The organism is Streptomyces sp. NPDC028635 (assembly GCF_040637635.1).
Lineage (GTDB): Bacteria > Actinomycetota > Actinomycetes > Streptomycetales > Streptomycetaceae > Streptomyces.
In genome coordinates, this window is record NZ_JBEZWX010000010.1 from 1 (window position 1) to 21,959 (window position 21,959).

A 21,959-nucleotide genomic window follows, 5' to 3' on the forward strand; every position below is an offset into this window, starting at 1 on the left:
TCGTGGCTGGTCGCGCAGGTCCCCGCGCCCCTTTGGGGGCGCGGGGAACTGCGTGTGAGGCACGGGGGGCGGCGTGCGGCTCAGGACAGGCGGGTTACCGCCGCCGCGATCCGTTCGTCCGTCGCCGTGAGGGCCACGCGGACGTACGTCTCGCCGGCCGTGCCGTAGAAGTCGCCCGGGGCGACCAGGATGCCCAGGTCGGCGAGGTGGGCGACCGTGTCCCAGCAGGACTCGTCGCGGGTGGCCCACAGGTAGAGGCTGGCCTCGCTGTGCTCGATGCGGAAGCCGTGCTTCAGCAGGGCGGTGCGCAGGGCCTCGCGGCGGGCCGCGTAGCGCTCGCGCTGCACGCGTACGTGCTCGTCGTCGCCGAGCGCCGCCACCACGGCCGCCTGCGTCGGGGCCGACGTCATCATGCCGCCGTGCTTGCGGATCTCCAGCAGCGGGCCGAGGACGGCCGGGTCGCCGGCGAGGAACGCGGCGCGGTAGCCGGCCAGGTTGGAGCGCTTGGACAGCGAGTGGACGGCGACGATGCCGTCGTAGGAGCCGCCGTTGACGTCCGGGTGCAGGACGGAGACCGGGTCGGCCTCCCAGCCCAGCTCCAGGTAGCACTCGTCGGAGAAGACCAGGACGCCGTGGGCGCGGGCCCAGGCCACGATCCTCGTCAGCTCGTCCTTGGCGAGGACCTTGCCGGTCGGGTTGGAGGGCGAGTTCAGCCAGAGCAGCTTCAGCCCGGCGGGGTCCAGCTCGGTCGGGTCGTCGTAGACCTCGTACTCGGCGCGGGCCAGGCGGGCGCCCACCTCGTACGTCGGGTAGGCCAGGCGCGGGTGGGCGACCCGGTCGCCGGGGCCGAGGCCGAGCTGGGTCGGCAGCCAGGCCACCAGTTCCTTGGAACCGACGATGGGCAGCACGTGCCGGTGCGTCACCCCGCGGGCGCCCAGGCGTCGCTCGACCCAGCCGGTGATCGCGTCGCGCAGCGCCGGCGTGCCCCAGACCGTCGGGTAGCCCGGCGAGTCGGCGGCGTCGATCAGGGCCTTCTGGATCAGCTCGGGCACCGGGTCGACCGGCGTGCCGACGGAGAGGTCGACGATGCCGTCCGGGTGGGCCGCGGCCGTCTTCTTGTAGGGCTCCAGCTTGTCCCAGGGGAAGGTGGGGAGTCGGCCGGAGAGTGCCGAGACTGCGGACACGGGTCTTGCTCGCTTTCGTCGGTTCGGCAAACGCCTCGGCCCCGTACGGCGATCACGGCGGTGATCGGGCCGTACGGGACCGAGGCGGCGCTTCAGAGGCGGCCGGGTGTCAGCCGTTCTGCGGCGGGAGCGCGGCGATGACGGGGTGGTCCCGCTCGATCAGCCCCAGCTTGCTCGCACCGCCCGGGGAGCCGAGCTCGTCGAAGAACTCGACGTTCGCCTTGTAGTAGTCCTTCCACTCCTCCGGAGTGTCGTCCTCGTAGAAGATCGCCTCGACCGGGCAGACCGGCTCACAGGCACCACAGTCGACGCATTCGTCCGGGTGGATGTACAAGGACCGCTGGCCCTCGTAGATGCAGTCGACCGGGCACTCCTCGATGCACGCCTTGTCCTTGACGTCGACACAAGGCTGCGCGATGACGTAGGTCACGCTGTCGTTCCTCCTCGATAGGGCGCTGGCGGGCCTCCTCAGGCTCCGCCGCCTGGCGCGCGGGAGCGCGGCGTCGTCGATGCCCGCCCCTAGTATCTCCGTTCCTGGGCATGATCCGAACAGGAGGGGTGAACTGACCAGTGGAAATCTCCGCCAGCGGGCGCCTCGAGGTCCGTATCACCACTGCTGACGTGGGCAAACGGGTCTCGGTGCGCCGCTTGAACGACACTGGTGCCGCAGAGGAGAAATTCACCGACACGGTGGGTGTTCTCACATCATGGGACAACGGTGTGCTGCTGATCACACGCAAGGACGGGACGGCTGTCCGGATCGCGGAATCCTCGCTGGTCGCGGGGAAGGTGATCCCGGCCGCCCCGGCGCGTCGCCGCGGCCCCGCCGCCTCCTACGAGGAGCTGGCGCAGGTCTCCACGCGCGCGTGGCGGCCGCTGGAGAGCGAACGGCTCGGCGAGTGGGAGCTGCGGGCGGCCGCCGGATTCACCCGGCGGGCCAACTCCGCGCTGCCGCTCGGCGACCCCGGCCTGCCCCTGGACGACGCCCTGACGGCGGTACGGCGCTGGTACGGCGCACGCGGACTGCCCGCCTACGTGCAGACCGCGACCGGCGCCGAGGGCACCCAGGAGCTGCTGTGCGCGGAGCTGGACCGGCGCGGCTGGGGGCGCGAGGTGAGCGCCGAGCTGTGGATCGGGGGGCTGGCACCGATCGCGGACCTCGCCGAGCCGGCCGGGGTCGTGCTGTCCCGTCGGGCCGACGAGGCGTGGCTGGCCCGCTACCAGCGCAAGGGGGTGAGCGAGGTGGCGCTCCAGGTGCTGCACAGCGGCCCGTCGGTGTGGTTCGCGACCGTCCCCGGCGAGGCGGGCGAGCCGCCGGCCGCCATCGGCCGCTGTGTCGTGGACGGCCGCTGGGCGGGCTTCGCGGTCGTCGAGGTCGACCCGGCGCGGCGGCGGCAGGGGCTGGCGACCGCCGTCATGGCCGCGCTGGCCCACCGGGCGCTCGACGAGGGCGCGTCGGCCGCGTGGCTCCAGGTCGAGACGGACAACGCGGGCGCGCGGGCGCTGTACGCGGGGATGGGCTTCGCGGCGCACCACGCGTACCACCACTACCGCGAGCCGGGTTCCGGAAAGGCGTGATCCCTTGATGCGCCCCCTGTTCCCTCCTCCGTACCCTCCGCCGCCCGACCGTGCCGCCGAGCTGCACCGCCGGTTCGCCGCCGAGGCGCGTGCCGAGCGGCCCGACCTGGCCGCGCTGTGCCTGCTGATCGGCGCGGTGGCGGACGGCTCGCTGGACGAGGCCGGCATGGACGCGGCGCAGATGGAACTGGACGAGCTGGCCGGGCAGCTTCCGTTCCGCCCCGGTGGGCCCGCGGACTGGGCCGCCGCCCTGCACCGCGTGCTCGGCGAACGCCTCGCCTTCCACGGCACGCCCGGCGACTACCACCATCTGGAGTCGTCGCTGCTGCACGAGGTGCTGCGCCGCCGCCGGGGCCTGCCGATCCTGCTGTCGGTGGTGTGGATGGAGGTCGCGCGCCGCGCCGGGGCGCCCGTGTACGGCGTGGCCCTGCCGGGTCACTTCGTGGTCGGCTTCGGCCCCGAGACGGACCAGGTCCTCGCCGACCCCTTCGACCGGGGCCGTGTCCTGACGGGCCCGGACGCGGAACTCCTGGTCGTCGGCGCGACGGGCACCACGCCGGACCCGTCCCACTTCACCCCCGCCGACCCCCTGGACGTCGTCCTGCGCATCCTGAACAACATCCGCGCCTGGGCGGCGGCTCGCCCGGAACGCTCCGACGTCTCCCTGTGGGCGGTGGACCTCTCCCTCCTCCTCCCCTCCCACCCGGCCCGCCTCCGCCAGGAACGCGCGGAAACCCTGATCCGCCGCGGCGAATTCACCGAGGGCGCGAAGGAGCTGGAGGCGTACGCGGAGGTGGTGGCGGCGGTGGACGAAACCGCAGCGGAAAAGCTGCGCGGCGAGGCACGGGCGGCACGGGCGTTGCTGAACTGACGGCCGTCCACCGCAGCCGACCCGGAACGGGAACCTCCCCCGCTGTTCAGCACTCTTACGCCGCGGCTCCGGCTCGCACACGCCACTTGACCAGGGACGCATGTGCGCGAGCCCAGGGGATTTCTCGACCCATCATCGCCCACACGCACAAAACGGGGAAAGCATGCATCGCGGGTTCGCGCTTCGGTGGTCGCACGGCACCGTCGCGGAGCTTCTGACCGGTCGCGACAACAGTATGGGGCTGCTCAGGCTGTGCCTGGCGCTGGCCGTGGTCGTCTCTCACGCCCGGGTCCTGGGATACGGCGGTACGGAGTACCTGCACCATTTCAGCGGCGGGCAGGTCGACCTCGGCAAGCTCGCCGTCTACGGCTTCTTCGTCCTGTCCGGGATTCTCGTCACCCGCAGCGGCGCCCGGCTGACCGTCGGCCGCTTCCTCTGGCACCGGATGCTGCGCATCCTCCCCGGTTTCTGGGTGTGCGTGAGCGTCACGGCGCTCGTCCTCGCGCCCCTGCTGTACTGGCGCCTGCACTCCACGCTGCACGGCCTGAACGGCCCCCACGGGCCGCTGGACTACCTGCGCGCCGACTGGGGTCTGTCGACGGACGAGCAGGACATCTCGCACGTCATGACCGACGCGCGCTCGGCGGGGCGCACCCACGCGATCTCCTTCAACGGCGCGTTGTGGAGCCTGCACTACGAGGTGCTCTGCTACCTCGGTGTGGCCGTGCTCGCCGTCACCGGCATCCTCAGCCGCGCCCGCCGTGCCGTTCTGGTCGTCACGGCGGTGCTCGGTTGGCTGGTCGTTCGGCACGCGAGCCGGCAGCCTCTGTGGGCCGGCCAGTACGCCTCCCACTATCTGCACGACTTCCGGCTGCCTCTGGTGGGTCAGGTCAACCCGAGCTTCATGATCTATCTCGGCTTCGCCTTCGGCCTCGGCGCGCTCGTCGAGGTCGCCCGGCATCGAATACCCGTCAGCGACCCGCTGGGCGTCGCGTCGCTCGTCGTCCTGGTCGGCAGCCTGCACTACGGCTATCTCTTCACCGTCGGCATACCGGCCTTCGCCTATCTGCTGGTCTGGCTCGCCGTCCGCCTGCCGGCACCCTTGCGCCGCATCGGCGCCCGCAACGACTACTCCTACGGCATCTACATCTACGGCTTCCCCGTGCAGCAGACACTCGCCCTTCTCGGCTGGACCCGGTGGGGCATCGGCGCGTACCTCGCGCTGACCCTCGTCTTCACCCTGCTGCTCGCCGCGGCCTCCTGGCACTTCGTCGAACGCCCCGCCCTGCGGTGGAAGGACCTCGGCAAGGGCCGCCGCGGCAGGCCCACCCTCTCCCGGCCCGTCCGAAGGCACGTGCCGCAGCAGCGCACCGCCGAGGTGGCGGCCGGCCGGCGGTGACGCGGGCTCAGCCGACGAGCGACACGAACCCGGTCCACGCCTCCGGCGTGAAGGTGAGGCGGGGGCCGGCCGTGTTCTTGGAGTCCCGCACGTGGACGGTTCCGGGGGTGGTGGCCATCTCCACGCAGGAGTCGCCCTCGCTGCTGCTGCTGTAGCTGCTCTTGAACCAGGCGTACGCCACTTCGACGCAGGAGTCGCCGTCGGGGCCGCTGCTGTAAGTGCTCTTGAACCAGGACAGTTCGGAGGCGTCCCCGGCGGTGGGCTTGCGGATCATGTTTCTCCCAGCAGTTTCTCGATAAGCGCCAGTGACTCCCGAGGTGGGAGAGCCTGCGCCCGGATGGTGCCATACCGCAGCTCAACGATGCGCAACTGCTTCCGGTCGGTGATCGGACGGCCGCTGAACGCTCCGTCCGAGCGCGCCACCGCCGTTCCGTCCTCGAACTTGAGCACTTCGATCGTGCCACTCATACCGGGGTGAGCCACGCTGTCCATCGGCATCACCTGAAGCGTCACGTTGCTCAACCGGCCCACCTCCAGCAGGCGTTCGAACTGCTGTCGCCGCACCATTGTGCCTCCCACCCTGCGGTGGAGCGTCGCCTCTTCCAGCACGAAGCTGAGCGCGGGCGCGGGCGAACGCTCGTAGACGGCGCGGCGCGCCATGCGGGCGGCAACCCGCCGTTCCAGGTCCTCCGGCGAGTAGGCGGGCTGCCAGGACTCCAGCAGCGCCCGGGCGTGGTCGGGCGTCTGCAACAGACCGGCGATGTTGGAGCACTCGTAGACGCCGATCTCGACCGCCCGCGCCTCCATCTGTGCCAGGTCCCGCACCTTCTTCGGGTAGCGGACCTTGCGCACGTCCTCCTTCATGGCCGCGAGCAGGCCCGCCGCTCCCAGCACCTCGTCCGCCTTGTCGAGGTACTCGGGCCGGGGGATGCGTTCCCCGCGCTCGATCTTGTAGACCATGTCCTCGCCGTATCCGACGGCCGTCGCGAACTCGCCGGCCTTCATCCCGACGGCCTCGCGCCTGAGCCGTAACTGCCGCCCCACCGTGGCGATGACGGCCAGAGCCCAGTCGTCGTCCGGGTCCACTTCCCAGCCAGGTCCGTCCACTTCGACGTCCACCGACATGCCAACCCCCTCAGGCGGTCACCGTGAGCGATCGCTTCGTGACGCATCACGGTAGCGAGGTGCGGCCACACGCAGTGACGGGAATCGGGAAACCCGGTGTCCGGGCCGGAGGCTAGCGCGGCCTCCTGCGGATCCGTACCCACACGTCCCTCGCCCGGCGGCCGGCCTCCGTGCGGCTTTCGGCGACCACGCGGCGGGCCTGTTCCGGGGTTTCGACCATGGGGCCCGAACCGCGCAGGGGGCGGCCGGCCGTCTCGTACAGGACCAGCGACGACAGCAGGCCGATGACGCCCGCGCCCATCAGGTAGTACGCCGGGATCATCTTGTCGTCCAGGCCGGTCACCAGGGCCGAGGTGAACAAGGGCGTCGTGCCGCCGAAGAGGGAGACGGAGACGTTGAAGGCGATCGACAGGGCGCCGTAGCGGATGCGGGTCGGGAAGAGGGCGGGGAGCGTCGCGGCCGAGGTGCCCGCGAAGCAGACCAGGAGCAGGCCGAGGATCAGGCAGCCGATCGCGGGGCCGAGGATGCCGCCCTGGCGGATCAGCAGGAACGCCGGGATCGAGAGAGCGATCAGGGCCACGCTGCCCGCCATGAAGACGGGGCGGCGGCCCCAGCGGTCCGTGGAGCGGCCGACCGTGGTGATGGTGAGGGCGACGACGATCATCGTGCCGAGGACCAGGAGCTGCGCGGTGTTCTCGTCCTGGCCGAGAGTCGCCGTCATGTAGGTGGGGAGGTAGGACGTCACCATGTAGTTGGTGACGTTGTAGAGCAGGACCAGGCCCATGCAGATCAGGACCGCCTGCCAGTGGTGGACGAAGATGTCCTTGAGCCGGCCGTGGCCGGACTGGCGGGCCTCCTCCACCGGGTCCTCGCCGTCGGCGGCGCGCTGGGCGGCCCGCTCCTGGTTCGCGAGTTCGGCCTCGCGCTGGAAGGCGGGGGTCTCCTCCAGCTTCAGCCGCACGTACAGGCCGATCACCCCGATGGGGCCGGCGACCAGGAACGGGATGCGCCAGCCGTAGTCCTGCATGCCGCCGCTGCCGAGGGCCGCGGTCAGGCCGGTGACCAGGGCCGAGCCGAGGGCGTAGCCGACGAAGGTGCCGAAGTCGAGCCAGCTGCCGAGGAAGCCGCGCCGGGTGTCGGGGGCGTACTCGGCGATGTAGGTGGTCGCGCCCGCGTACTCGCCGCCCGTGGAGAAGCCCTGGACGAGGCGGCAGACCAGCAGGAGCAGCGGGGCGACGAAGCCGACGGCCGCGTACGAGGGCAGGAAGCCGACGGCGAACGTGCTGACCGCCATCATCACCATGGTGGCCGCGAGCACGCGCTGACGGCCGATGCGGTCGCCGAGCGGGCCGAAGACGATGCCGCCGAGCGGGCGGACCACGAACGCGGCGGCGAAGGTGGCGAAAGTGGACACCACCTGGGCGCCGGGTGAGCTGGAGGGGAAGAAGACCTTGCCGAGGACGGGGGCGACGTAGGCGTACACGCCGAAGTCGAACCACTCCATCATGTTGCCCATCGCGGCCGCCGAGACCGCGCGGCGCACGGCCGGGCGGTCGGTGACGGTGACGTCGGAGGGCGCCAGGACCTGTTTGCGCCGGCGCAGCAGGGTCCGCAGCATCCGGTCGGTGGCCGGGTGGCCGCCGCGGCCGGGGACGGGCCGGTTCCGGTCGGGCGGCGGGGCAGAGCCGTTGCGCATCAGATCACCGCAAACACCACTTGGGGGACGATTTCGGGCCATTATCCACCCGCGATCGTCTGCTGCCCGGTGGACGCCTCGTCACACCTGTCGGGAGCGTCCGGACGAGCCGGCGGCGGATCTAGAGCCAGCCCTTCTCCCGCGCGATCCGCACCGCCTCCGCCCGGTTGCGGACCGCCAGCTTCTGGATCGCCGTCGAGAGGTAGTTGCGGACCGTGCCCTGGGACAGATGCAGAGCGGCGGCCAGTTCGGCGTTGGTGGAGCCGTCGGCCGCCGCGCGCAGCACCTCGCGTTCGCGGTCGGTCAGCGGGTTCGCGCCCTCGGCGAGCGCGGCGGCCGCGAGCGTCGGGTCGATGACCCGCTCGCCGGCCAGCACCTTGCGGACCGCGGCGGCGAGTTGCGCGGCGGGCGCGTCCTTGACCAGGAAGGCGTCGGCGCCGGCCTCCATCGCGCTGCGCAGGTATCCCGGGCGGCCGAAGGTGGTGAGGACCACCAGCTTCAGCGCCGGGAACTCGCGGTGCAGCAGGCCCGCCGCCTCGATGCCGGTGATGCCGGGCATCTCGATGTCGAGCAGGGCCACGTCGAGGTCGTGCTCGCGGGCGGCCGGGAGCACCTCGTCGCCCCGGGCGACCTGCGCGACGACCTCGATGTCCTCCTCCAGGCCGAGCAGCGCGGCCAGGGCCTCGCGGACCATCGACTGGTCCTCCGCCAGCAGGACCTTGATCGTGGGGCTCATGCCCCGGATCCTACGTCCCGGGCAGTACCGGCCGGTACGCGGGCGACGAGCCGGAATCCGTGCTTGAACCGCCCCGCGTCCAGCGTGCCGCCGGCCTTCTGCAGACGTTCCGTCAGGCCGGTGAGCCCGTTGCCGGGACCCGCGCCGGAGCCGCCGCCGCCGTTGTCCTCGACGGTGAGCTGGAGCACGGGCCCGTCGAGGGTCTGGTGCCGGGTCAGCTCCACGACGCAGCGGCGGGCACCGCTGTGCCGGACGACGTTGGTGATCGCCTCGCGCAAGGCCCAGGCGAGCGCCGCCTCGCTCTCCTCGACCAGGCCGGTGAGATCGGGTTCGGCGGGCAGATCGGCGCTCACCCCGGCCGCCGTCAGCGCGACCTGCGCGCCGGCGATCTCGGCGGCCAGGCGCGGGCGGCGGTAGCCGGTGACGGCCTCGCGGACGTCCACCAGCGCCTGGCGGCTGACCTGTTCGATGTCGGCGACCTGCTGGGCCGCCTTGTCGGGCTGTCCGGGGAGCATCCGGCCGGCCAGCTCGCTCTTCAGCGTGATCAGGGACAGCGAGTGGCCCAGCAGGTCGTGCAGGTCGCGGGCGAGACGCAGCCGCTCCTCGTTGGCGGCGAGCTGGGCGACGGTGGCCCGCGCCTTGCGCAACTCGATCGTGGTGCGCACCAGTTGGCCGACGCCGCTCATCGCGAACCCGATGAGCAGCACCAGCAGGAACAGGCCGCGCGCCTCCTTCTCGTTGGAGTGCAGGCCCACCAGGTACATGACCACGGCCACCGCGGGGACGGCCCAGTACGCAGCGCGCAGCGGCAGGGTGGCCCCGCAGGCGACCGAGACGTAGACGAACAGGCCCAGCCAGGCGCTGCCCAGCGTGTACGACAGCAGGGGGGCGAGGACGCCGAGGGTGACGGTCAGCGAGACGACGAGCGGCGCCGAGAACGGCCGTCCCATGTTGCGGAAGACCAGCGTCAGGTAGGCCGCGACGAAGGCGGCGAGCCCCACCGCACCGGCGGCGGTCGCCGCGCCGGTGTGGTGGCCGGCCACCAGGTCGCCGACCGGTGAGGCCAGGAACACCAGCCAGACGCCGATCCACATGATCTTGACGTACATCTCGCGCCGGTTGCGCGGGGGCCAGCCCAGCCGCACGGTGCGTTCGGAGTCGTCCCCACCCTGGTGGTCCGCCGTCATGGTGCTCACGCCTTCAGCGTGTCCTTCCGGTACAGCCACGCCGCTCCACCCGCGAAGAGGAGGAAGAAGACGGCGAGGATGGCGATGTCCTGGCTCTGCGGGGCCTGGCTCTGTTCGATGGACCTGCCCAGGGCAGCGTACGCGTGCGTCGGCAGCCACTTGGCGATGTCCTGCAGCCACTGCGGGAAGGTGGTCGTCGGCATCCACAGGCCGCCCAGCATGGACAGGCCGAAGTAGGTGATCATCGTGATCGGCCGCACCGCGTCCCCGCTGGCCAGGTAGCCGAGGGCGACACCGAGCGCGGCGAACACCAGGCTGCCGGCCCAGATCGAGCCGGTCAGGGCGAGCCACTGCCAGGCGTCGAGGCGGACGTCCTTCACGACCGCGGCGACGACGAACACGATGATGATGGACGGCAGGCTCACCACGGCCGCGCTGGCCGTCTTGGCGAGCACGTAGCCGCGCCCGGGCAGGGTCGTCAGCCGCAGCTGCCGCACCCAGCCGCTCTCGCGCTCCTTGGCGATGCGCTCGCTGTTGCCCATCAGCACGGCCGTCAGGGCGCCGAAGGAGGCCATGGAGACCATCATGTACGTCGGCAGGGTCAGCCCGCTGCCGTCGACCTTGGTGGTGCTGTCGGCGCTGCCCGCGATGATCAGGAACAGCAGCGACGGGTAGAGCACGGAGAAGAACAGGAACTTGCGGTTGCGCAGGGCGCGGGTGAGTTCCAGCTTGATCAGGCTGTTCACTTGGTCTTCGCCTCCTCGGCGGCGGTGATGGCGACGAAGGCCTGCTCCAGGCCGAGCCCGGCGACTTCGAGGTTGCGGGGGTAGAGGCCGAGGCCGTACAGGGCGTGCACGGTGGCGTCGGCGTCGGTGGACTGGATGCGCACGGTCTGGCCGGACACGTCCAGCGAGGTCAGGAACGGCAGGCCGTGCAGGGCGGTCTCGTCGATGGCGCCCTCGAGGTCGAAGGCGACGCGGCGCGCGCCGGCCTTCGCCTTGATCTCGGCGGCGGTGCCGTCGGCCAGCAGCCGGCCGCGGTGCAGCACGAGCACCCGGTCGGCGATGGCGTCGGCCTCCTCCAGGTAGTGCGTGGCGAACAGCACCGTGCGGCCCTGGTCGGCCTGTTCGCGCATGGTCGCCCAGAACGCCTGGCGGGTGGTGACGTCCATGCCGGTGGTCGGCTCGTCCAGGACGATCAGGTCGCTGTCGCCGGCCGTGGCGAGGGCGAAACGCACCCGCTGCTCCTGGCCGCCGGAGAGCTTGTTGACCTTGCGGTCGGCGATGTTCGCGACCCCGGCCCGGGCCAGCACGTCCGAGACCCGGTAGGGCCGCGGGTGCAGGTCGCAGGCGAGGCGGACCAGTTCGGCGACGGTGACCTCGTCCATCAGGCCGCCGCTCTGCAGCATCGCGCCGACCTTCCCGGCGACGATGGCGTCGCGCGGGCTGGTGCCGAAGACGCGGACCGTGCCGGCGTCGGGCTGCTTGAGGCCGAGCAGCAGGTCGAGGGTGGTCGACTTGCCGGCGCCGTTGGGGCCGAGCAGGGCCACGGTCTCGCCGGGGTGCAGCGCGAGGGACAGCCCGTCCACCGCCCGTACGTCCCCGTATGCCTTGCTCACCTGGTCGAAACCCACCACCGGTGTGGCGGTGGCCGTCGCTGTCGTCGTCATGCCCCCATCGTCGCCGCGCGGACGGCGGCCCCGGCAGTGTCGGCCGTCCGCAGTGCCGGATGACAGATGTCATGCCGGGCGGGTGACAAGCGGGGGCATACGACGAAGGGGGCGCCCGGCGGTGTGCCGTGCGCCCCCGTCGTGGGCGGTCCGCTGGGGTCCGTGGCCCGTCAGCTGGGGTCGGTGGAGATGACGGCGACCCGGTTGGTGGTGCTCTTCAGCGCCAGCCGCAGGGCGCCGTAGACGTCCTGGACGGTGACCGGGGTCTTCTGGCCGTTCGCGCGGGCGATCAGCACCCCGTCGAAGGTCTTGCCGTACAGCTCCTTGAGAGCGGCCTCGTCGTAGGAGTCGACGAGCTTGCCGCCCACGGCCTTGACCTTCAGGAACTTCCACAGCGACTTCTGCGGGCTGAAGGCGACCTTGTGCGCCGCGTCCGTCATGACGGTGACCTTGGCGGACATCGCCGGCTCGGCGAACTCCTTCATCATCCGGTCCACCTCGGTGTTGGACACCGTGGGCTGCCGGTTCGTCGTCGCCACCCGCACGGGCGTGGTCGCGCCGGTCTCCACCTGCGTGCGGTACGCCTGCTCGACCGCCTGCTTGGAGCGCTCGACGTCGATGCCCTTGCCGGGCTTGCCGTAGACGGCGACGGCCTTGCCGGCCTCGAAGCGGATGGTGCCGTCGGTCATCGAGCCGGAGCCGCCCGCGGCGTTCTCCAGGGCGGCCTGGAGCTTCTCCTCGTCGACCGGCATGACCGGGTCGACCTGGCGCTGCTGCCCGAACAGCGAGCCGATGACGGAGACCGGGTTGTAGTCGCTCTGCGCGGCCGCGCCGACCGTGGCGTCCTCGTCGAAGTGGAGCCCCGCCTGGTCCGGCTTCAGGGTGACCGTGGAGCCGTCGACGGACAGCTTCAGCGGCTCGTTCACCCCCTTGCCGAGCGCCTCGTCGAGCTTCTTGACGGCCTCGTCGCGGGTGCCGCCGCCGATATCAACGCCGAGCACGGTGGTGCCCTTGGGCACGTCGGAGTGGTTCATCAGCAGCCCGGCGCCGTAGAGGCCGGCGGCCAGCACGACCACGCCGCCGACGAGCAGCGGGAGCTTCCTGCGGCCCTTCTTCTTCGGCGGGCGTGAGGCGGGCGCGTTCTGCGCGACGGGCTCGGGCAGCTTCGGCGGGGTCGGCGCCAGGGGGGCGTCGGGGCCCGCGCCGAACGGGCCGGTGCCGCGGTCGCCGGACGGCACCACGGGGATGCCGCTGGTGACGGTGTGGCCGGAGACGTTGTCGTGGGGCTGCCCGCCGTAGCCGCCGTCGGGCGGTTCGGGGGCGGGCTTCTGCGGGGTGAGGATCGCGGTGTCGTCGCTCAGTCCGACACCGGGGGTGGTTCCGGGCGCCCAGACTCCGGGCACGCCCGGCGGCGTGGTCCCGGGGCCGGGGCCGGCCGCGCCGGGGACCGGCGGCAGGACGGGGCCGTCGCCGGTGACCGGGCCTCCGGTCGGGCCCGAGGGACCCTGCGGGCCGCGGCCGCCGGGCGCTCCGGGGCCGTTCGGGCCGTTGAAGCCGGTGCTGCCGCCGGGACCGCCGCCCGGGCCGCCGGGGGTGTCGTAGTCGGCGCGGTCGTCCCCGGGCTCGGCGAAGTACGGCAGGTCGTCGCGGGTGGGCGCGTCGGTGCCGGGGCGCGCCGAGCTGCCCAGCGGACCCGCGGCGAGCGCCTCGGTGACGTCGAAGGAGCCGGTGCCGCCGCCGTGTCCGGGCGCGACCGGGCCGCCGGTGGCGCCGGACAGGCCGGAGCCGGAACCCGGGCGCCCGGCGCCCGGCAGGCCGGAGCCGTTGGTCCCGCCGGGACGCGAGGAGCCGTTGGCGCCGGGGCGGGCGGAGCCGTTGGCGCCGGGGCCGCCGGGCACGCTCATGGAGCCGACCACACCACCGGGGCGTCCCCCAGCCGTGGGGGTGCCGGAACCGCCGGGCGCAGGCGCCGCGTTGCCGGCCGGTGCGCCCTGGCCGCCCTTGGGCGCCCCGGACTTGCGGGGCGCGAACCAGTCGCTGGTCTTCTCCTCCGCCTGCGGCGCGGACTCGGCGGGCGCCTCGGCGCTGCCGGCGGACGGGGCGGCGGCCGCGGACTGCGGCTCGGCGCTCTCGGCCTCGGCGGCGTCCCCGTCGCCGACGGGCTTGCGCACGACGACGGGCGGAATCGGCCGGGACCCTGGGATGTTGATCCGGATCCGGGTCGTCAGCGTCGTCTCGGTCTTCTTCTCCTCCGGTTGCGTGCCCGCTCGGCCCGCATCCGTACCGTCGCCGGAAGCCGTCGGGGTTCCGTACGGCGGAGTCCCCGAGGGGTAGGCGGCTCCGCCGCGCCCCTTGGGACCGGAGGACGGAGTGTCAGTTTCACGACTCAAGGCAGGTTCTCCCGGTTGGCTCCGCCGCCCGCGTCATCGTCCTTCGCTGGGGTGTCCCCCCGGCTCGGAAGAGCTTGGGGGAGGCTCGGCGGCGCGCACCACCATACTGGCCACTTCTGACCCGTATCCCACGACCGCTGGGGAAACCCACACGGGACTCGCACGAGGACGCCGTGGCGAAGGGGACGTCACTTGCCAAGTCGGGCGGGGTGCGCACCGGGTGGCCGCCCCGCACCCAGCGTGGCGCAGATCACAGCCACGGCCATGCCGCCGAGCAGGAAGAGATACGACCCGCCGCCGGCGCCGAACAGGAAGTCACCTTCCGGGCGGCTGGTGGTGAGGAGGACGACGGTGATCATCCAGCCGGCGACGGGGGCGACGGCCCCGGCCCGGCTGCCCAGGGCGCGCGCGCCGCCGAGGAAGAGTCCCGCCGCTCCGGCGAGGGCCAGCAGCAGCCCGCCCGGGAACCAGCCGGCCTGCACCAGCGCCCCGGCCACGGCGACGACCCCGCCGAGCACGAACAGGCCCAGGCAGGCGGCGGCCCGCCCGGGGGACGGCGGCCGCAGCGGCTGGGCGAGCAGGGAACCGGATCCGCGCTGCTCCATCACGCCTCCCCGACCCCGGCGAACAGGTCGCTCTCCAAGGCGCTCCCCTGCTCTCCCGGCTCGCCCTGCACCAACTCGTAGTACTCGGTGGTGAACAGCGGCTGCGCCAGCTCGTTGGAGAGCACGAAGTACGGCTGCCCGGGGGCGACCTCGATCTGGGTGGCGTGCGCGGCCATCGCGGCGGCCTTGGCGGCAACGTGGGCGCTGCCGTCGACGGCGGTGGTCACCCGGTCGTCGGCGACGACACCGGGCACGTCGTCGACGGTGGCCGTCTTGGCGAACGGCAGCCCCGGCAGCTCCTGCTGGAGGCGGGCGAAGGCGTCGTCGGCGACCGTGCGCGGCACCCGGTTCCAGTAGATCCTGGGGATGCGCCAGCCGGCGTCGGCGGCGAGTTCGGCGGCACGCATGGCGACGCGGTGGGTCTGGATGTGGTCGGGGTGGCCGTAGCCGCCGTCGGCGTCGTAGGTGACGAGGACCTGGGGCCGTACCTCGAGGATCACCTGAACGAGGTGTCCGGCGGCCTCGTCGACGTCGGCCTGCCAGAAGCAGGCGGGGTCGTCGTTGTCGGGCAGGCCCATCATCCCGGAGTCGGCGTAGCGCCCGGGGCCGCCGAGCAGCCGGTGGTCCTCGACGCCGAGTTCGCGCATGGCGGCGGTCAGCTCGCCCAGCCGGTGCCGGCCCAGCGCGGCGCCGGTCAGATGCCGCAGCTCGGGCGGGATGACCTCGCCGCGCTCACCGAGGGTGCAGGTCACCAGCGTGACCCGGGCGCCCTCGGCGGCGTACTTGGCCATGGTGGCGCCGTTGTTGATCGACTCGTCGTCCGGGTGCGCGTGCACCAGCAGCAGACGTCGGGAGGGCAGAGCGGTCATGGGGCCACCCTAAGGGTGGCGGCCCATGACGGCCCGCGAAACCCCCGGGCCGGGCGGCCCGGAGGGATGGTACGGCGGCTCAGAACTTGATGCTGCCGATCATTCCCGCGATGTTCGACGTCAGGTCGCTGATGGTGGGCGCGACCGTGGACGACGCGAGATAGAAGCCGAGCAGCATGCAGACGATCGCGTGCCCCGCCTTCAGCCCGGACTTCTTGATCAGCAGAAAGACGATGATCGCCAGCAGCACCACCGCCGAAATCGAGAGTGCCACGGCGGTTCACCTCCAGACAGAGCAGGGCACCTTGTCATTCCATGCAATTGCCGACAGGTTCATACCCACACAGCGTTAGTGATCATAGCTATACGTACTCGTGCATGGCTCGGCGCACGGGCGCACAAGGGGGCTCATGGCCAATATGGTCGGGGCATGACGAGCGAGCCTGACTCCTTCCCGCGGCGGCATGCCCGCACCCAGCGCTTCACCCTCGGCGCGCCGCGTTCGTTCACCGTCGCGCCCGACGGTTCCCGTGTCGTGTTCCTGCGGTCGTCCTCCGGTACCGACCGGGCCGGCGCGCTGTGGGTGCTCGACGTGGCCGACGGCGCCGAGCGCCTGGCGGCCGATCCGTACGCCCTGCTCGGCGGGGCCCTGGAGGACCTGTCGCCCGAGGAGCGGGCGCGTCGCGAACGCAGCCGGGAGGGCGGCGCCGGCATCGTCGGCTACGCCACCGACGCGGCCGTCGAGCTGGCCTCTTTCGCGTTGTCGGGGCGGCTCTTCACGGCCGAGCTGCGGGCCGGCACGGCACGGGAACTGTCCGTTCCGGGACCGGTGATCGATCCGCGCCCCTCCCCCGACGGACGCCATGTCGCCTACGCCGCCGGGGGCGCCCTGCGGGTGGTCGGCGCGGAGGGCGAGGACGACCGGGCGCTGGCGGAAGCGGAGTCCGAGGGGGTGAGCTGGGGGCTGGCCGAGTTCATCGCCGCCGAGGAGATGTCGCGTTCGCGGGGTTTTTGGTGGTCGCCGCAGTCGGACCGGCTGCTGGTGGCGCGCGTGGACGACACGCCGGTGCGGCGCTGGTGGATCGCCGACCCGGCCCATCCGGAACGTGAGCCACATCATGTCGGCTATCCGGCGGCGGGGACGGCGAACGCCGAGGTACGGCTGTTCGTGGTCGGGCTCGACGGGGTGCGCACGGAGGTCTCCTGGGACCGGGCGCGCTACCCGTATCTGGCGCGAGTGCACTGGTCAGCGGCGGGGGCGCCGCTGCTGCTGGTGCAGGCGCGGGACCAGCGCAGCCAGCTGTATCTGGCGGTGGACCCGGACACCGGGGCGACCCGGATGGTGCACGCGGATGAAGATCCGATTTGGCTGGAACTTTTCGCCGGGGTGCCGGCCTGGTCGCCCTCCGGACGGCTGGTCCGCATCGCGGACGAGGGCGGGGCGCGGGTCCTCGCGGTCGGCGAACGCCCGCTGACCAACGCGCAGTTGCACGTCCGGGCGGTGCTCGACGTCGCCGACGAGGACGTCCTGGTCTCCGCCTCCGCGGGCGAGGAGGCGGAGGCACCGGAGACCGGCGAGGTGCACGTCTACCGGGTGAACGAGCTGGGCTGGGAGCGCGTCTCGCAGGAGCCCGGCGTGCACTCGGCGGTGCGCGCCGGGGGCGTGACCGTCCTGGTGTCGGCGACGCTCGACCGGCCCGGCGCGCGGGTACAGGTGCTGCGGGATGGCAAGCCGGTGGCGACGGTCCCCTCTTTCGCGGAAGATCCCGGTCTGTCCCCGCGCGTGACGCTCACCGAGGGGGGCGCACGAAGGATCCCGTGCGCCGTGCTTATGCCTACGGACTACCCCGGTGACACCCCCCTGCCGGTACTCCTCGACCCCTACGGTGGCCCGCACGGTCAGCGGGTGGCCGCCGCGCACAACGCGCATCTGACCTCGCAGTGGTTCGCCGACCAGGGCTTCGCCGTCGTCGTGGCCGACGGCCGGGGCACGCCGGGGCGCTCGCCGGCCTGGGAGAAGGCCGTCCACCGCGACTTCACGGTGACCCTGGACGACCAGATCGAGGCGCTGCACGACCTGGCCCAGCGCTACCCGCTGGACCTGACCCGGGTCGCCGTCCGCGGCTGGTCCTACGGCGGTTACCTCTCGGCGCTCGCCGTGCTGCGCCGCCCGGACGTCTTCCGCGCCGGCATCGCGGGCGCCCCGGTCACGGACTGGCGGCTGTACGACACGCACTACACCGAGCGCTACCTCGGCGACCCGGGCGCGGACCCGGCGCCGTACGCGCACAGCTCCCTGGTGGACGACGCCGGCCTGGTCTCCCCGGCCGAGCCGCACCGCCCGCTGATGGTGATCCACGGCCTCGCCGACGACAACGTCGTGGTCGCCCACTCGCTGCGCCTGTCCTCGGCGCTGCTGGCGGCGGGGCGCCCGCACGAGGTGCTCCCCCTGTCCGGGGTGACCCACATGACCCCGCAGGAACAGGTCGCGGAGAACCTGCTCCTGCTCCAGGTGGACTTCCTCCGCCGGGCCCTCGCATAGGGTCGGCGGCGCACGGCACGGACAGCCCCGAACTCCGTTAACGCACAGGCAACTTCGCGGAAGCGGCACCGATATACGGACACGGGAGACTGATCAGCGTACGGCCGTGCGGGTGCCGTGAGCGGGCCGGGGCGACAGCCATGTCACCCCGGCCCGTCTCCCTGTTGCGGCGGGCGCCGCTCGGAGGGCACCTCGGGCGGGCGGCCGGGGCGGTCCTCCACGGGGACGACGTGCTTCTCCTCGGCGAAGTGACAGGCCGAGGGGTGGGCGGCCCGGCCGCCGGGCAGATGGGGCGGGATCGTGAGGAGCGGCACCTCCAGGGCGCAGCGCTCACGGGCCTTGAAGCAGCGGGTGCGGAAGCGGCAGCCGGAGGGGATGTTCGTCGGGGACGGGACGTCACCGGCGAGGATGATGCGCTCGCGGTGCTCACGGGCCTCGGGGTCGGGGACCGGGACCGCGGACAGCAGCGCCTGGGTGTAGGGGTGCGTGGGGTGGTCGTAGATCTCCTCGTCCGTGCCGATCTCGACGATCCGGCCCAGGTACATCACGCCGACCCGGTCCGAGATGTGCCGGACGATCGACAGGTCGTGCGCGATGAAGACGTAGGAGAGGTCGAACTCGCTCTGCAGGCGGTCCATCAGGTTGATGACCTGCGCCTGCACCGACACGTCCAGCGCCGAGACCGGTTCGTCGGCGACGATCACCTCCGGGCGCAGCGCCAGTCCCCGGGCGATGCCGATGCGCTGGCGCTGGCCGCCGGAGAACTGGTGCGGGTAGCGGTTGATGTACTCCGGGTTCAGACCGACGACGTCCAGCAGGTCCTGCACCTTGCGGCGCCGGTCGCCCTTGGGCGCGACCTCGGGGTGGATCTCGTACGGTTCGCCGATGATGTCGCCGACCGTCATGCGGGGGTTGAGCGAGGTGTACGGGTCCTGGAAGACCATCTGGATGTTGCGGCGGACCGCCTTCAGCGCGCGCCCGGACAGCTTGGTGACGTCCTCGCCCTTGTAGCGGATCGACCCGGCCGTCGGCCGTTCCAGGTTGACCAGCATCTTGGCGACCGTGGACTTGCCGCAGCCGGACTCGCCGACGATGCCGAGGGTCTCGCCGCGGCCGAGCGAGAAGTCGACGCCGTCGACGGCCTTCACCGCGCCGACCTGCTTCTTGAACAGGATGCCCTGGGTGAGCGGGTAGTGCTTGACCAGCCCGCTCACCTCGAGGATCGGCTCAGCCATGCAGGCACTCCCTCCAGAAGTGGCAGGCGCTGCCGCGCTCTTCGGACACCTCGTACAGCGGCGGCACGTCCGTGCGGCACACGTCCCGGGCCATGGGGCAGCGCGGGTGGAAGGCGCAGCCGGGCGGGATGTTCATGAGGTTGGGCGGCAGGCCCTTGATGGCGTACAGCTCCTGGCCCTTCTGGTCCAGCCGCGGGATCGAGTCCAGCAGGCCGCGGGTGTACGGGTGGGCGGGCGCCTTGTAGATGTCGTGCACCGGCGCCGACTCCACGATGCGGCCGGCGTACATCACGGCGATCCGGTCGGCGACGTCGGCGACCACACCGAGGTCGTGGGTGATGAGGATCAGGCCCATGTTGTACTCGCGCTGGAGGTCGGCGAGCAGTTCCATCACCTGGGCCTGGACCGTCACGTCGAGGGCCGTGGTGGGTTCGTCGGCGATGATGAGCGCGGGTTCCAGGGCCAGCGCCATGGCGATCATGATGCGCTGGCGCATGCCGCCGGAGAACTGGTGCGGGTACTGGCGCACCCGCTCCTTGGCGGCCGGGATGCGCACCCGTTCCATCAGCTCCACGGCCTTGGCGCGGGCGTCCTTGTTCGTCATCCCGCGGTGCACGACGAACATCTCGCCGAGCTGGTCGCCGACCGTCATCACCGGGTTGAGGGAGCTGAGGGCGTCCTGGAAGATCATCGCCATCCCGGCGCCGCGGATCTTGCGCCGCTGGTCCTCCTTCAGCTTCAGCAGGTCCTGGCCCTGGAAGAGGATCTCGCCGCCGGTGATCCGGCCCGGCGGCATGTCGAGGATGCCCATGACGGTCTGCGCGGTGACCGACTTGCCGGAGCCGGACTCGCCGAGCACGGCGAGCGTCTCCCCGGCGTCCACGGCGTAGGTGACGCCGTTGACGGCCTTGGCGACCCCGTCGCGCGTCCGGAACTCCACGTGCAGGTCACGCACTTCGAGCAGCACGGGCGACTCACCTCAGCTTCGGATCGAGGGCGTCGCGGACCGCGTCGCCGAGCATGATGAAGGCCAGGACGGTGACGGCCAGGGCTCCGGAGGGCCACAGCAGGGCGTGCGGGGCGTTGCGGACGTAGGGGGCGGCGGCGGAGATGTCGATGCCCCAGGACACGCTGGGCGGTTTCAGGCCGACGCCGAGGAAGGACAGGGTGGCCTCGAGCGCGATGTAGGTGCCGAGCGCGATGGTCGCCACGACGATCACCGGCGCGACCGCGTTGGGCGTGATGTGCCGCAGCAGGATGCGGGAGCTGGAGCCGCCGAGCGCGCGGGCGGCCTGTACGTAGTCGTTCTGCTTGGCGGTGATGACGGAGCCGCGCGCGATGCGGGAGATCTGTGGCCAGCCCAGCAGCACGATGAAGCCGACGACCGGCCAGACGGTGTTGCTGGTGACCACGGACAGCAGCACCAGACCGCCGAGCACGACGGGGATCGCGAAGAAGATGTCGGTGATCCGGGACAGGACCGAGTCCCAGACGCCGCCGAAGTACCCGGCGAGCCCGCCCAGCACGCTGCCGAGCAGGGCGACGCCGAGCGTGGCGCACACGCCGACCGTCACCGACGTACGGGCGCCGTACACGGTCCGTGTGTACACGTCGCAGCCCTGGCCGTCGTAGCCGAAGGGGTGGCCGGCCGAGGAGCCCTGCTGGGCCTTGGCGAGGTCGCACTTGAGGGGGGAGCCGGAGGCGATGGCCGACGGCCACAGGGAGATGAAGACCAGGAAGAGGATGACGAGCCCGGAGATCAGGAACACCGGGTTGCGGCGCAGGTCGCGCCAGGCGTCGGACCACAGGGAGCGGGGCTTGGCCTGCGGCCCGGTGCCCTCGGGCCCGCCCGGGGTCTTCTCCAGGGTCGTCGCTTCGCTGGCCGCGAGGTCCATCGCGCCGCCCATGCCGGTGCCGGCGATGGCGCCCTCGGGCTCGTAGGGCTGCTCAGGCATAGCGGATCCTCGGGTCGAGTACGGCGTAGAGCAGGTCGACCAGCAGGTTGGCGACCAGGAAGACCAGGACGAGGACGGTCACGAACCCCACGACGGTCTGGGTGTTCTGCCGCAGGATGCCCTGGTAGAGCTGGTAGCCGACGCCGTGGATGTTGAAGATGCGCTCGGTGACGATCGCTCCGCCCATGAGGGCGCCGATGTCGGTGCCGATGAAGGTGACGACGGGGATGAGGGAGTTGCGCAGCAGGTGCCGGACGACGACCCGGCGCCGCGGCAGGCCCTTGGCGACGGCGGTGCGCACATAGTCCGAGCGCCGGTTCTCCGCGATGGAGGTGCGGGTGAGCCGGGTGACGTAGGCCAGGGACACGGACGCCAGCACCAGGCCGGGCACGATCAGCTCGTTGAAGGGCGCCTCGGAGGACACCGAGGGGCGGATCCAGCCCCACTGCACGCCCAGCAGCAGCTGGAGCAGCAGGCCGGTGACGAAGGTGGGCACGGAGATCACCACGAGCGTCGCGAGCAGCACCCCGGTGTCGACGGGCCGGCCGCGGCGCAGACCGGTGACGACGCCGAGGGTGATGCCGATGACGATCTCGAAGATGATCGCGACGACGGTGAGCCGGATGGTGACGGGGAACGCCGTGCCCATCAGCTCGGTGACCTTCTGGCCGTTGAACGCCGTACCGAAGTCGCCGGTGAAGACGTTCCCCATGTAGGTCAGGTATTGCTGCCAGACCGGCTTGTCGAGCCCGAACTCCTTCTTCAGCTGGGCGGCGGTGGCCGGGTCGCACTGCCGCTCGCCGCACAGTCCCGCGATGGGGTCGCCCATCACGTTCACCATCAGGAAGATCAGCAGCGTCGCCCCGATGAAGACCGGGATCATCTGGAGCAGACGCCGGACGACGTAGCGTCCCATGA

General features: G+C 72.0%; 21 protein-coding genes. 4 read left to right on the top strand and 17 right to left on the bottom strand.

The annotated features are described in order from the left end of the window. Nucleotides 1-80: 80 nt before the first annotated feature. Together AB0E88_RS13265 and fdxA are read right to left on the bottom strand one after the other, a co-directional pair. On the bottom strand, nt 81-1,184 hold the full coding sequence (locus tag AB0E88_RS13265) for a bifunctional succinyldiaminopimelate transaminase/glutamate-prephenate aminotransferase (RefSeq protein ID WP_361628686.1): 1,104 nt from the start codon (nt 1,182-1,184) through the stop codon (nt 81-83). 109 nt (nt 1,185-1,293) lie between these two features. Continuing rightward, nucleotides 1,294-1,614 carry a ferredoxin gene (gene fdxA / locus AB0E88_RS13270; RefSeq protein WP_361628689.1) on the bottom strand — a complete coding sequence of 107 codons (321 nt, stop codon included), beginning with the start codon at nt 1,612-1,614 and terminating at the stop codon, nt 1,294-1,296. Nucleotides 1,615-1,754: 140 nt separating this feature from the next. Here fdxA and AB0E88_RS13275 point away from each other — a divergent pair, with 140 nt between their 5' ends. The 3 genes from AB0E88_RS13275 to AB0E88_RS13285 all read left to right on the top strand — a co-directional run bounded on the left by AB0E88_RS13275 (nt 1,755) and on the right by AB0E88_RS13285 (nt 5,032). Then, complete coding sequence (locus tag AB0E88_RS13275) at nt 1,755-2,762, top strand: GNAT family N-acetyltransferase (RefSeq protein ID WP_361628692.1); 1,008 nt, start codon at nt 1,755-1,757, stop codon at nt 2,760-2,762. Nucleotides 2,763-2,769: 7 nt separating this feature from the next. Next, on the top strand, nt 2,770-3,633 hold the full coding sequence (locus tag AB0E88_RS13280) for a transglutaminase-like domain-containing protein (protein ID WP_361628695.1): 864 nt from the start codon (nt 2,770-2,772) through the stop codon (nt 3,631-3,633). A gap of 235 nt (nt 3,634-3,868) precedes the next feature. Beyond that, a complete protein-coding gene (locus tag AB0E88_RS13285) occupies nt 3,869-5,032 on the top strand; it encodes an acyltransferase (protein WP_361628698.1) in 1,164 nt (387 codons plus the stop codon). Between the two features lie 7 nt (nt 5,033-5,039). Here the strand turns inward: AB0E88_RS13285 and AB0E88_RS13290 are convergent, their stop codons facing one another. The 11 genes from AB0E88_RS13290 to AB0E88_RS13340 all read right to left on the bottom strand — a co-directional run bounded on the left by AB0E88_RS13290 (nt 5,040) and on the right by AB0E88_RS13340 (nt 15,583). Further along, complete coding sequence (locus AB0E88_RS13290; protein WP_361628701.1) at nt 5,040-5,306, bottom strand: DUF397 domain-containing protein; 267 nt, start codon at nt 5,304-5,306, stop codon at nt 5,040-5,042. Continuing rightward, complete coding sequence (locus AB0E88_RS13295) at nt 5,303-6,157, bottom strand: helix-turn-helix transcriptional regulator (protein ID WP_361628704.1); 855 nt, start codon at nt 6,155-6,157, stop codon at nt 5,303-5,305. Before AB0E88_RS13295 ends, AB0E88_RS13290 begins: the two co-directional genes overlap by 4 nt. Nucleotides 6,158-6,269: 112 nt before the next feature. Further along, complete coding sequence (locus AB0E88_RS13300; RefSeq protein ID WP_361629290.1) at nt 6,270-7,775, bottom strand: MFS transporter; 1,506 nt, start codon at nt 7,773-7,775, stop codon at nt 6,270-6,272. Between the two features lie 199 nt (nt 7,776-7,974). Then, complete coding sequence (locus AB0E88_RS13305) at nt 7,975-8,589, bottom strand: response regulator transcription factor (RefSeq protein ID WP_361628707.1); 615 nt, start codon at nt 8,587-8,589, stop codon at nt 7,975-7,977. Continuing rightward, nucleotides 8,586-9,776: a histidine kinase gene (locus tag AB0E88_RS13310; protein ID WP_361629293.1), complete on the bottom strand. Its 1,191-nt coding sequence runs from the start codon at nt 9,774-9,776 to the stop codon at nt 8,586-8,588. The genes AB0E88_RS13305 and AB0E88_RS13310 overlap by 4 nt, the downstream gene beginning before the upstream one ends. Nucleotides 9,777-9,781: 5 nt before the next feature. Continuing rightward, nucleotides 9,782-10,522 (bottom strand): ABC transporter permease, encoded by a 741-nt coding sequence (locus AB0E88_RS13315; RefSeq protein WP_361628710.1) that lies wholly within the window; start codon nt 10,520-10,522, stop codon nt 9,782-9,784. Next, nucleotides 10,519-11,445, bottom strand: a complete 927-nt coding sequence (locus AB0E88_RS13320) for an ABC transporter ATP-binding protein (RefSeq protein ID WP_361628713.1) — start codon at nt 11,443-11,445, stop codon at nt 10,519-10,521. Before AB0E88_RS13320 ends, AB0E88_RS13315 begins: the two co-directional genes overlap by 4 nt. Before the next feature lie 170 nt (nt 11,446-11,615). Then, the gene (locus AB0E88_RS13325) at nt 11,616-13,835 is read right to left on the bottom strand and encodes a hypothetical protein (RefSeq protein ID WP_361628716.1); all 2,220 of its coding nucleotides are present in this window, start codon (nt 13,833-13,835) and stop codon (nt 11,616-11,618) included. A gap of 188 nt (nt 13,836-14,023) precedes the next feature. Further along, nucleotides 14,024-14,440, bottom strand: coding sequence for a DUF6113 family protein (locus AB0E88_RS13330; protein WP_361628719.1), 417 nt, complete (start codon nt 14,438-14,440; stop codon nt 14,024-14,026). Next, nucleotides 14,440-15,309, bottom strand: coding sequence for an N-acetyl-1-D-myo-inositol-2-amino-2-deoxy-alpha-D-glucopyranoside deacetylase (gene mshB / locus AB0E88_RS13335; RefSeq protein WP_361628722.1), 870 nt, complete (start codon nt 15,307-15,309; stop codon nt 14,440-14,442). The genes AB0E88_RS13330 and mshB overlap by 1 nt, the downstream gene beginning before the upstream one ends. Before the next feature lie 79 nt (nt 15,310-15,388). Then, nucleotides 15,389-15,583: a hypothetical protein gene (locus AB0E88_RS13340; RefSeq protein ID WP_361628725.1), complete on the bottom strand. Its 195-nt coding sequence runs from the start codon at nt 15,581-15,583 to the stop codon at nt 15,389-15,391. A 156-nt stretch (nt 15,584-15,739) separates the two neighbouring features. Between AB0E88_RS13340 and AB0E88_RS13345 the strand changes: the two genes are divergently transcribed. Continuing rightward, entirely contained in the window at nt 15,740-17,851 is a 2,112-nt protein-coding gene (locus tag AB0E88_RS13345; protein WP_361628728.1) for a prolyl oligopeptidase family serine peptidase, read from the top strand. Nucleotides 17,852-17,994: 143 nt separating this feature from the next. Here the strand turns inward: AB0E88_RS13345 and AB0E88_RS13350 are convergent, their stop codons facing one another. From AB0E88_RS13350 to AB0E88_RS13365, 4 genes are read right to left on the bottom strand one after another with little or no spacing between them, the layout of a single operon-like run. Then, nucleotides 17,995-19,086, bottom strand: coding sequence for a dipeptide ABC transporter ATP-binding protein (locus tag AB0E88_RS13350; RefSeq protein WP_361628731.1), 1,092 nt, complete (start codon nt 19,084-19,086; stop codon nt 17,995-17,997). Then, on the bottom strand, nt 19,079-20,053 hold the full coding sequence (locus AB0E88_RS13355; protein WP_361628734.1) for an ABC transporter ATP-binding protein: 975 nt from the start codon (nt 20,051-20,053) through the stop codon (nt 19,079-19,081). Before AB0E88_RS13355 ends, AB0E88_RS13350 begins: the two co-directional genes overlap by 8 nt. Nucleotides 20,054-20,060: 7 nt before the next feature. Continuing rightward, the gene (locus tag AB0E88_RS13360; protein WP_361628737.1) at nt 20,061-21,041 is read right to left on the bottom strand and encodes an ABC transporter permease; all 981 of its coding nucleotides are present in this window, start codon (nt 21,039-21,041) and stop codon (nt 20,061-20,063) included. Further along, on the bottom strand, nt 21,034-21,957 hold the full coding sequence (locus tag AB0E88_RS13365) for an ABC transporter permease (RefSeq protein ID WP_361628740.1): 924 nt from the start codon (nt 21,955-21,957) through the stop codon (nt 21,034-21,036). Before AB0E88_RS13365 ends, AB0E88_RS13360 begins: the two co-directional genes overlap by 8 nt. Nucleotides 21,958-21,959: the final 2 nt, after the last annotated feature.

Coding starts and splice junctions, on each gene's coding strand:
- AB0E88_RS13285 (WP_361628698.1), top strand. CDS start 3,869: ATGGGGCTGCTCAGGCTGTGCCTGGCGCTGGCCGTGGTCGTCTCTCAC.
- AB0E88_RS13350 (WP_361628731.1), bottom strand. CDS start 19,086: ATGGCTGAGCCGATCCTCGAGGTGAGCGGGCTGGTCAAGCACTACCCG.
- AB0E88_RS13300 (WP_361629290.1), bottom strand. CDS start 7,775: ATGCTGCGGACCCTGCTGCGCCGGCGCAAACAGGTCCTGGCGCCCTCC.
- AB0E88_RS13365 (WP_361628740.1), bottom strand. CDS start 21,957: ATGGGACGCTACGTCGTCCGGCGTCTGCTCCAGATGATCCCGGTCTTC.
- AB0E88_RS13360 (WP_361628737.1), bottom strand. CDS start 21,041: ATGCCTGAGCAGCCCTACGAGCCCGAGGGCGCCATCGCCGGCACCGGC.
- AB0E88_RS13295 (WP_361628704.1), bottom strand. CDS start 6,157: ATGTCGGTGGACGTCGAAGTGGACGGACCTGGCTGGGAAGTGGACCCG.
- AB0E88_RS13310 (WP_361629293.1), bottom strand. CDS start 9,776: ATGACGGCGGACCACCAGGGTGGGGACGACTCCGAACGCACCGTGCGG.
- AB0E88_RS13290 (WP_361628701.1), bottom strand. CDS start 5,306: ATGATCCGCAAGCCCACCGCCGGGGACGCCTCCGAACTGTCCTGGTTC.
- AB0E88_RS13345 (WP_361628728.1), top strand. CDS start 15,740: ATGACGAGCGAGCCTGACTCCTTCCCGCGGCGGCATGCCCGCACCCAG.
- AB0E88_RS13330 (WP_361628719.1), bottom strand. CDS start 14,440: ATGGAGCAGCGCGGATCCGGTTCCCTGCTCGCCCAGCCGCTGCGGCCG.
- mshB (WP_361628722.1), bottom strand. CDS start 15,309: ATGACCGCTCTGCCCTCCCGACGTCTGCTGCTGGTGCACGCGCACCCG.
- AB0E88_RS13280 (WP_361628695.1), top strand. CDS start 2,770: ATGCGCCCCCTGTTCCCTCCTCCGTACCCTCCGCCGCCCGACCGTGCC.
- AB0E88_RS13305 (WP_361628707.1), bottom strand. CDS start 8,589: ATGAGCCCCACGATCAAGGTCCTGCTGGCGGAGGACCAGTCGATGGTC.
- AB0E88_RS13320 (WP_361628713.1), bottom strand. CDS start 11,445: ATGACGACGACAGCGACGGCCACCGCCACACCGGTGGTGGGTTTCGAC.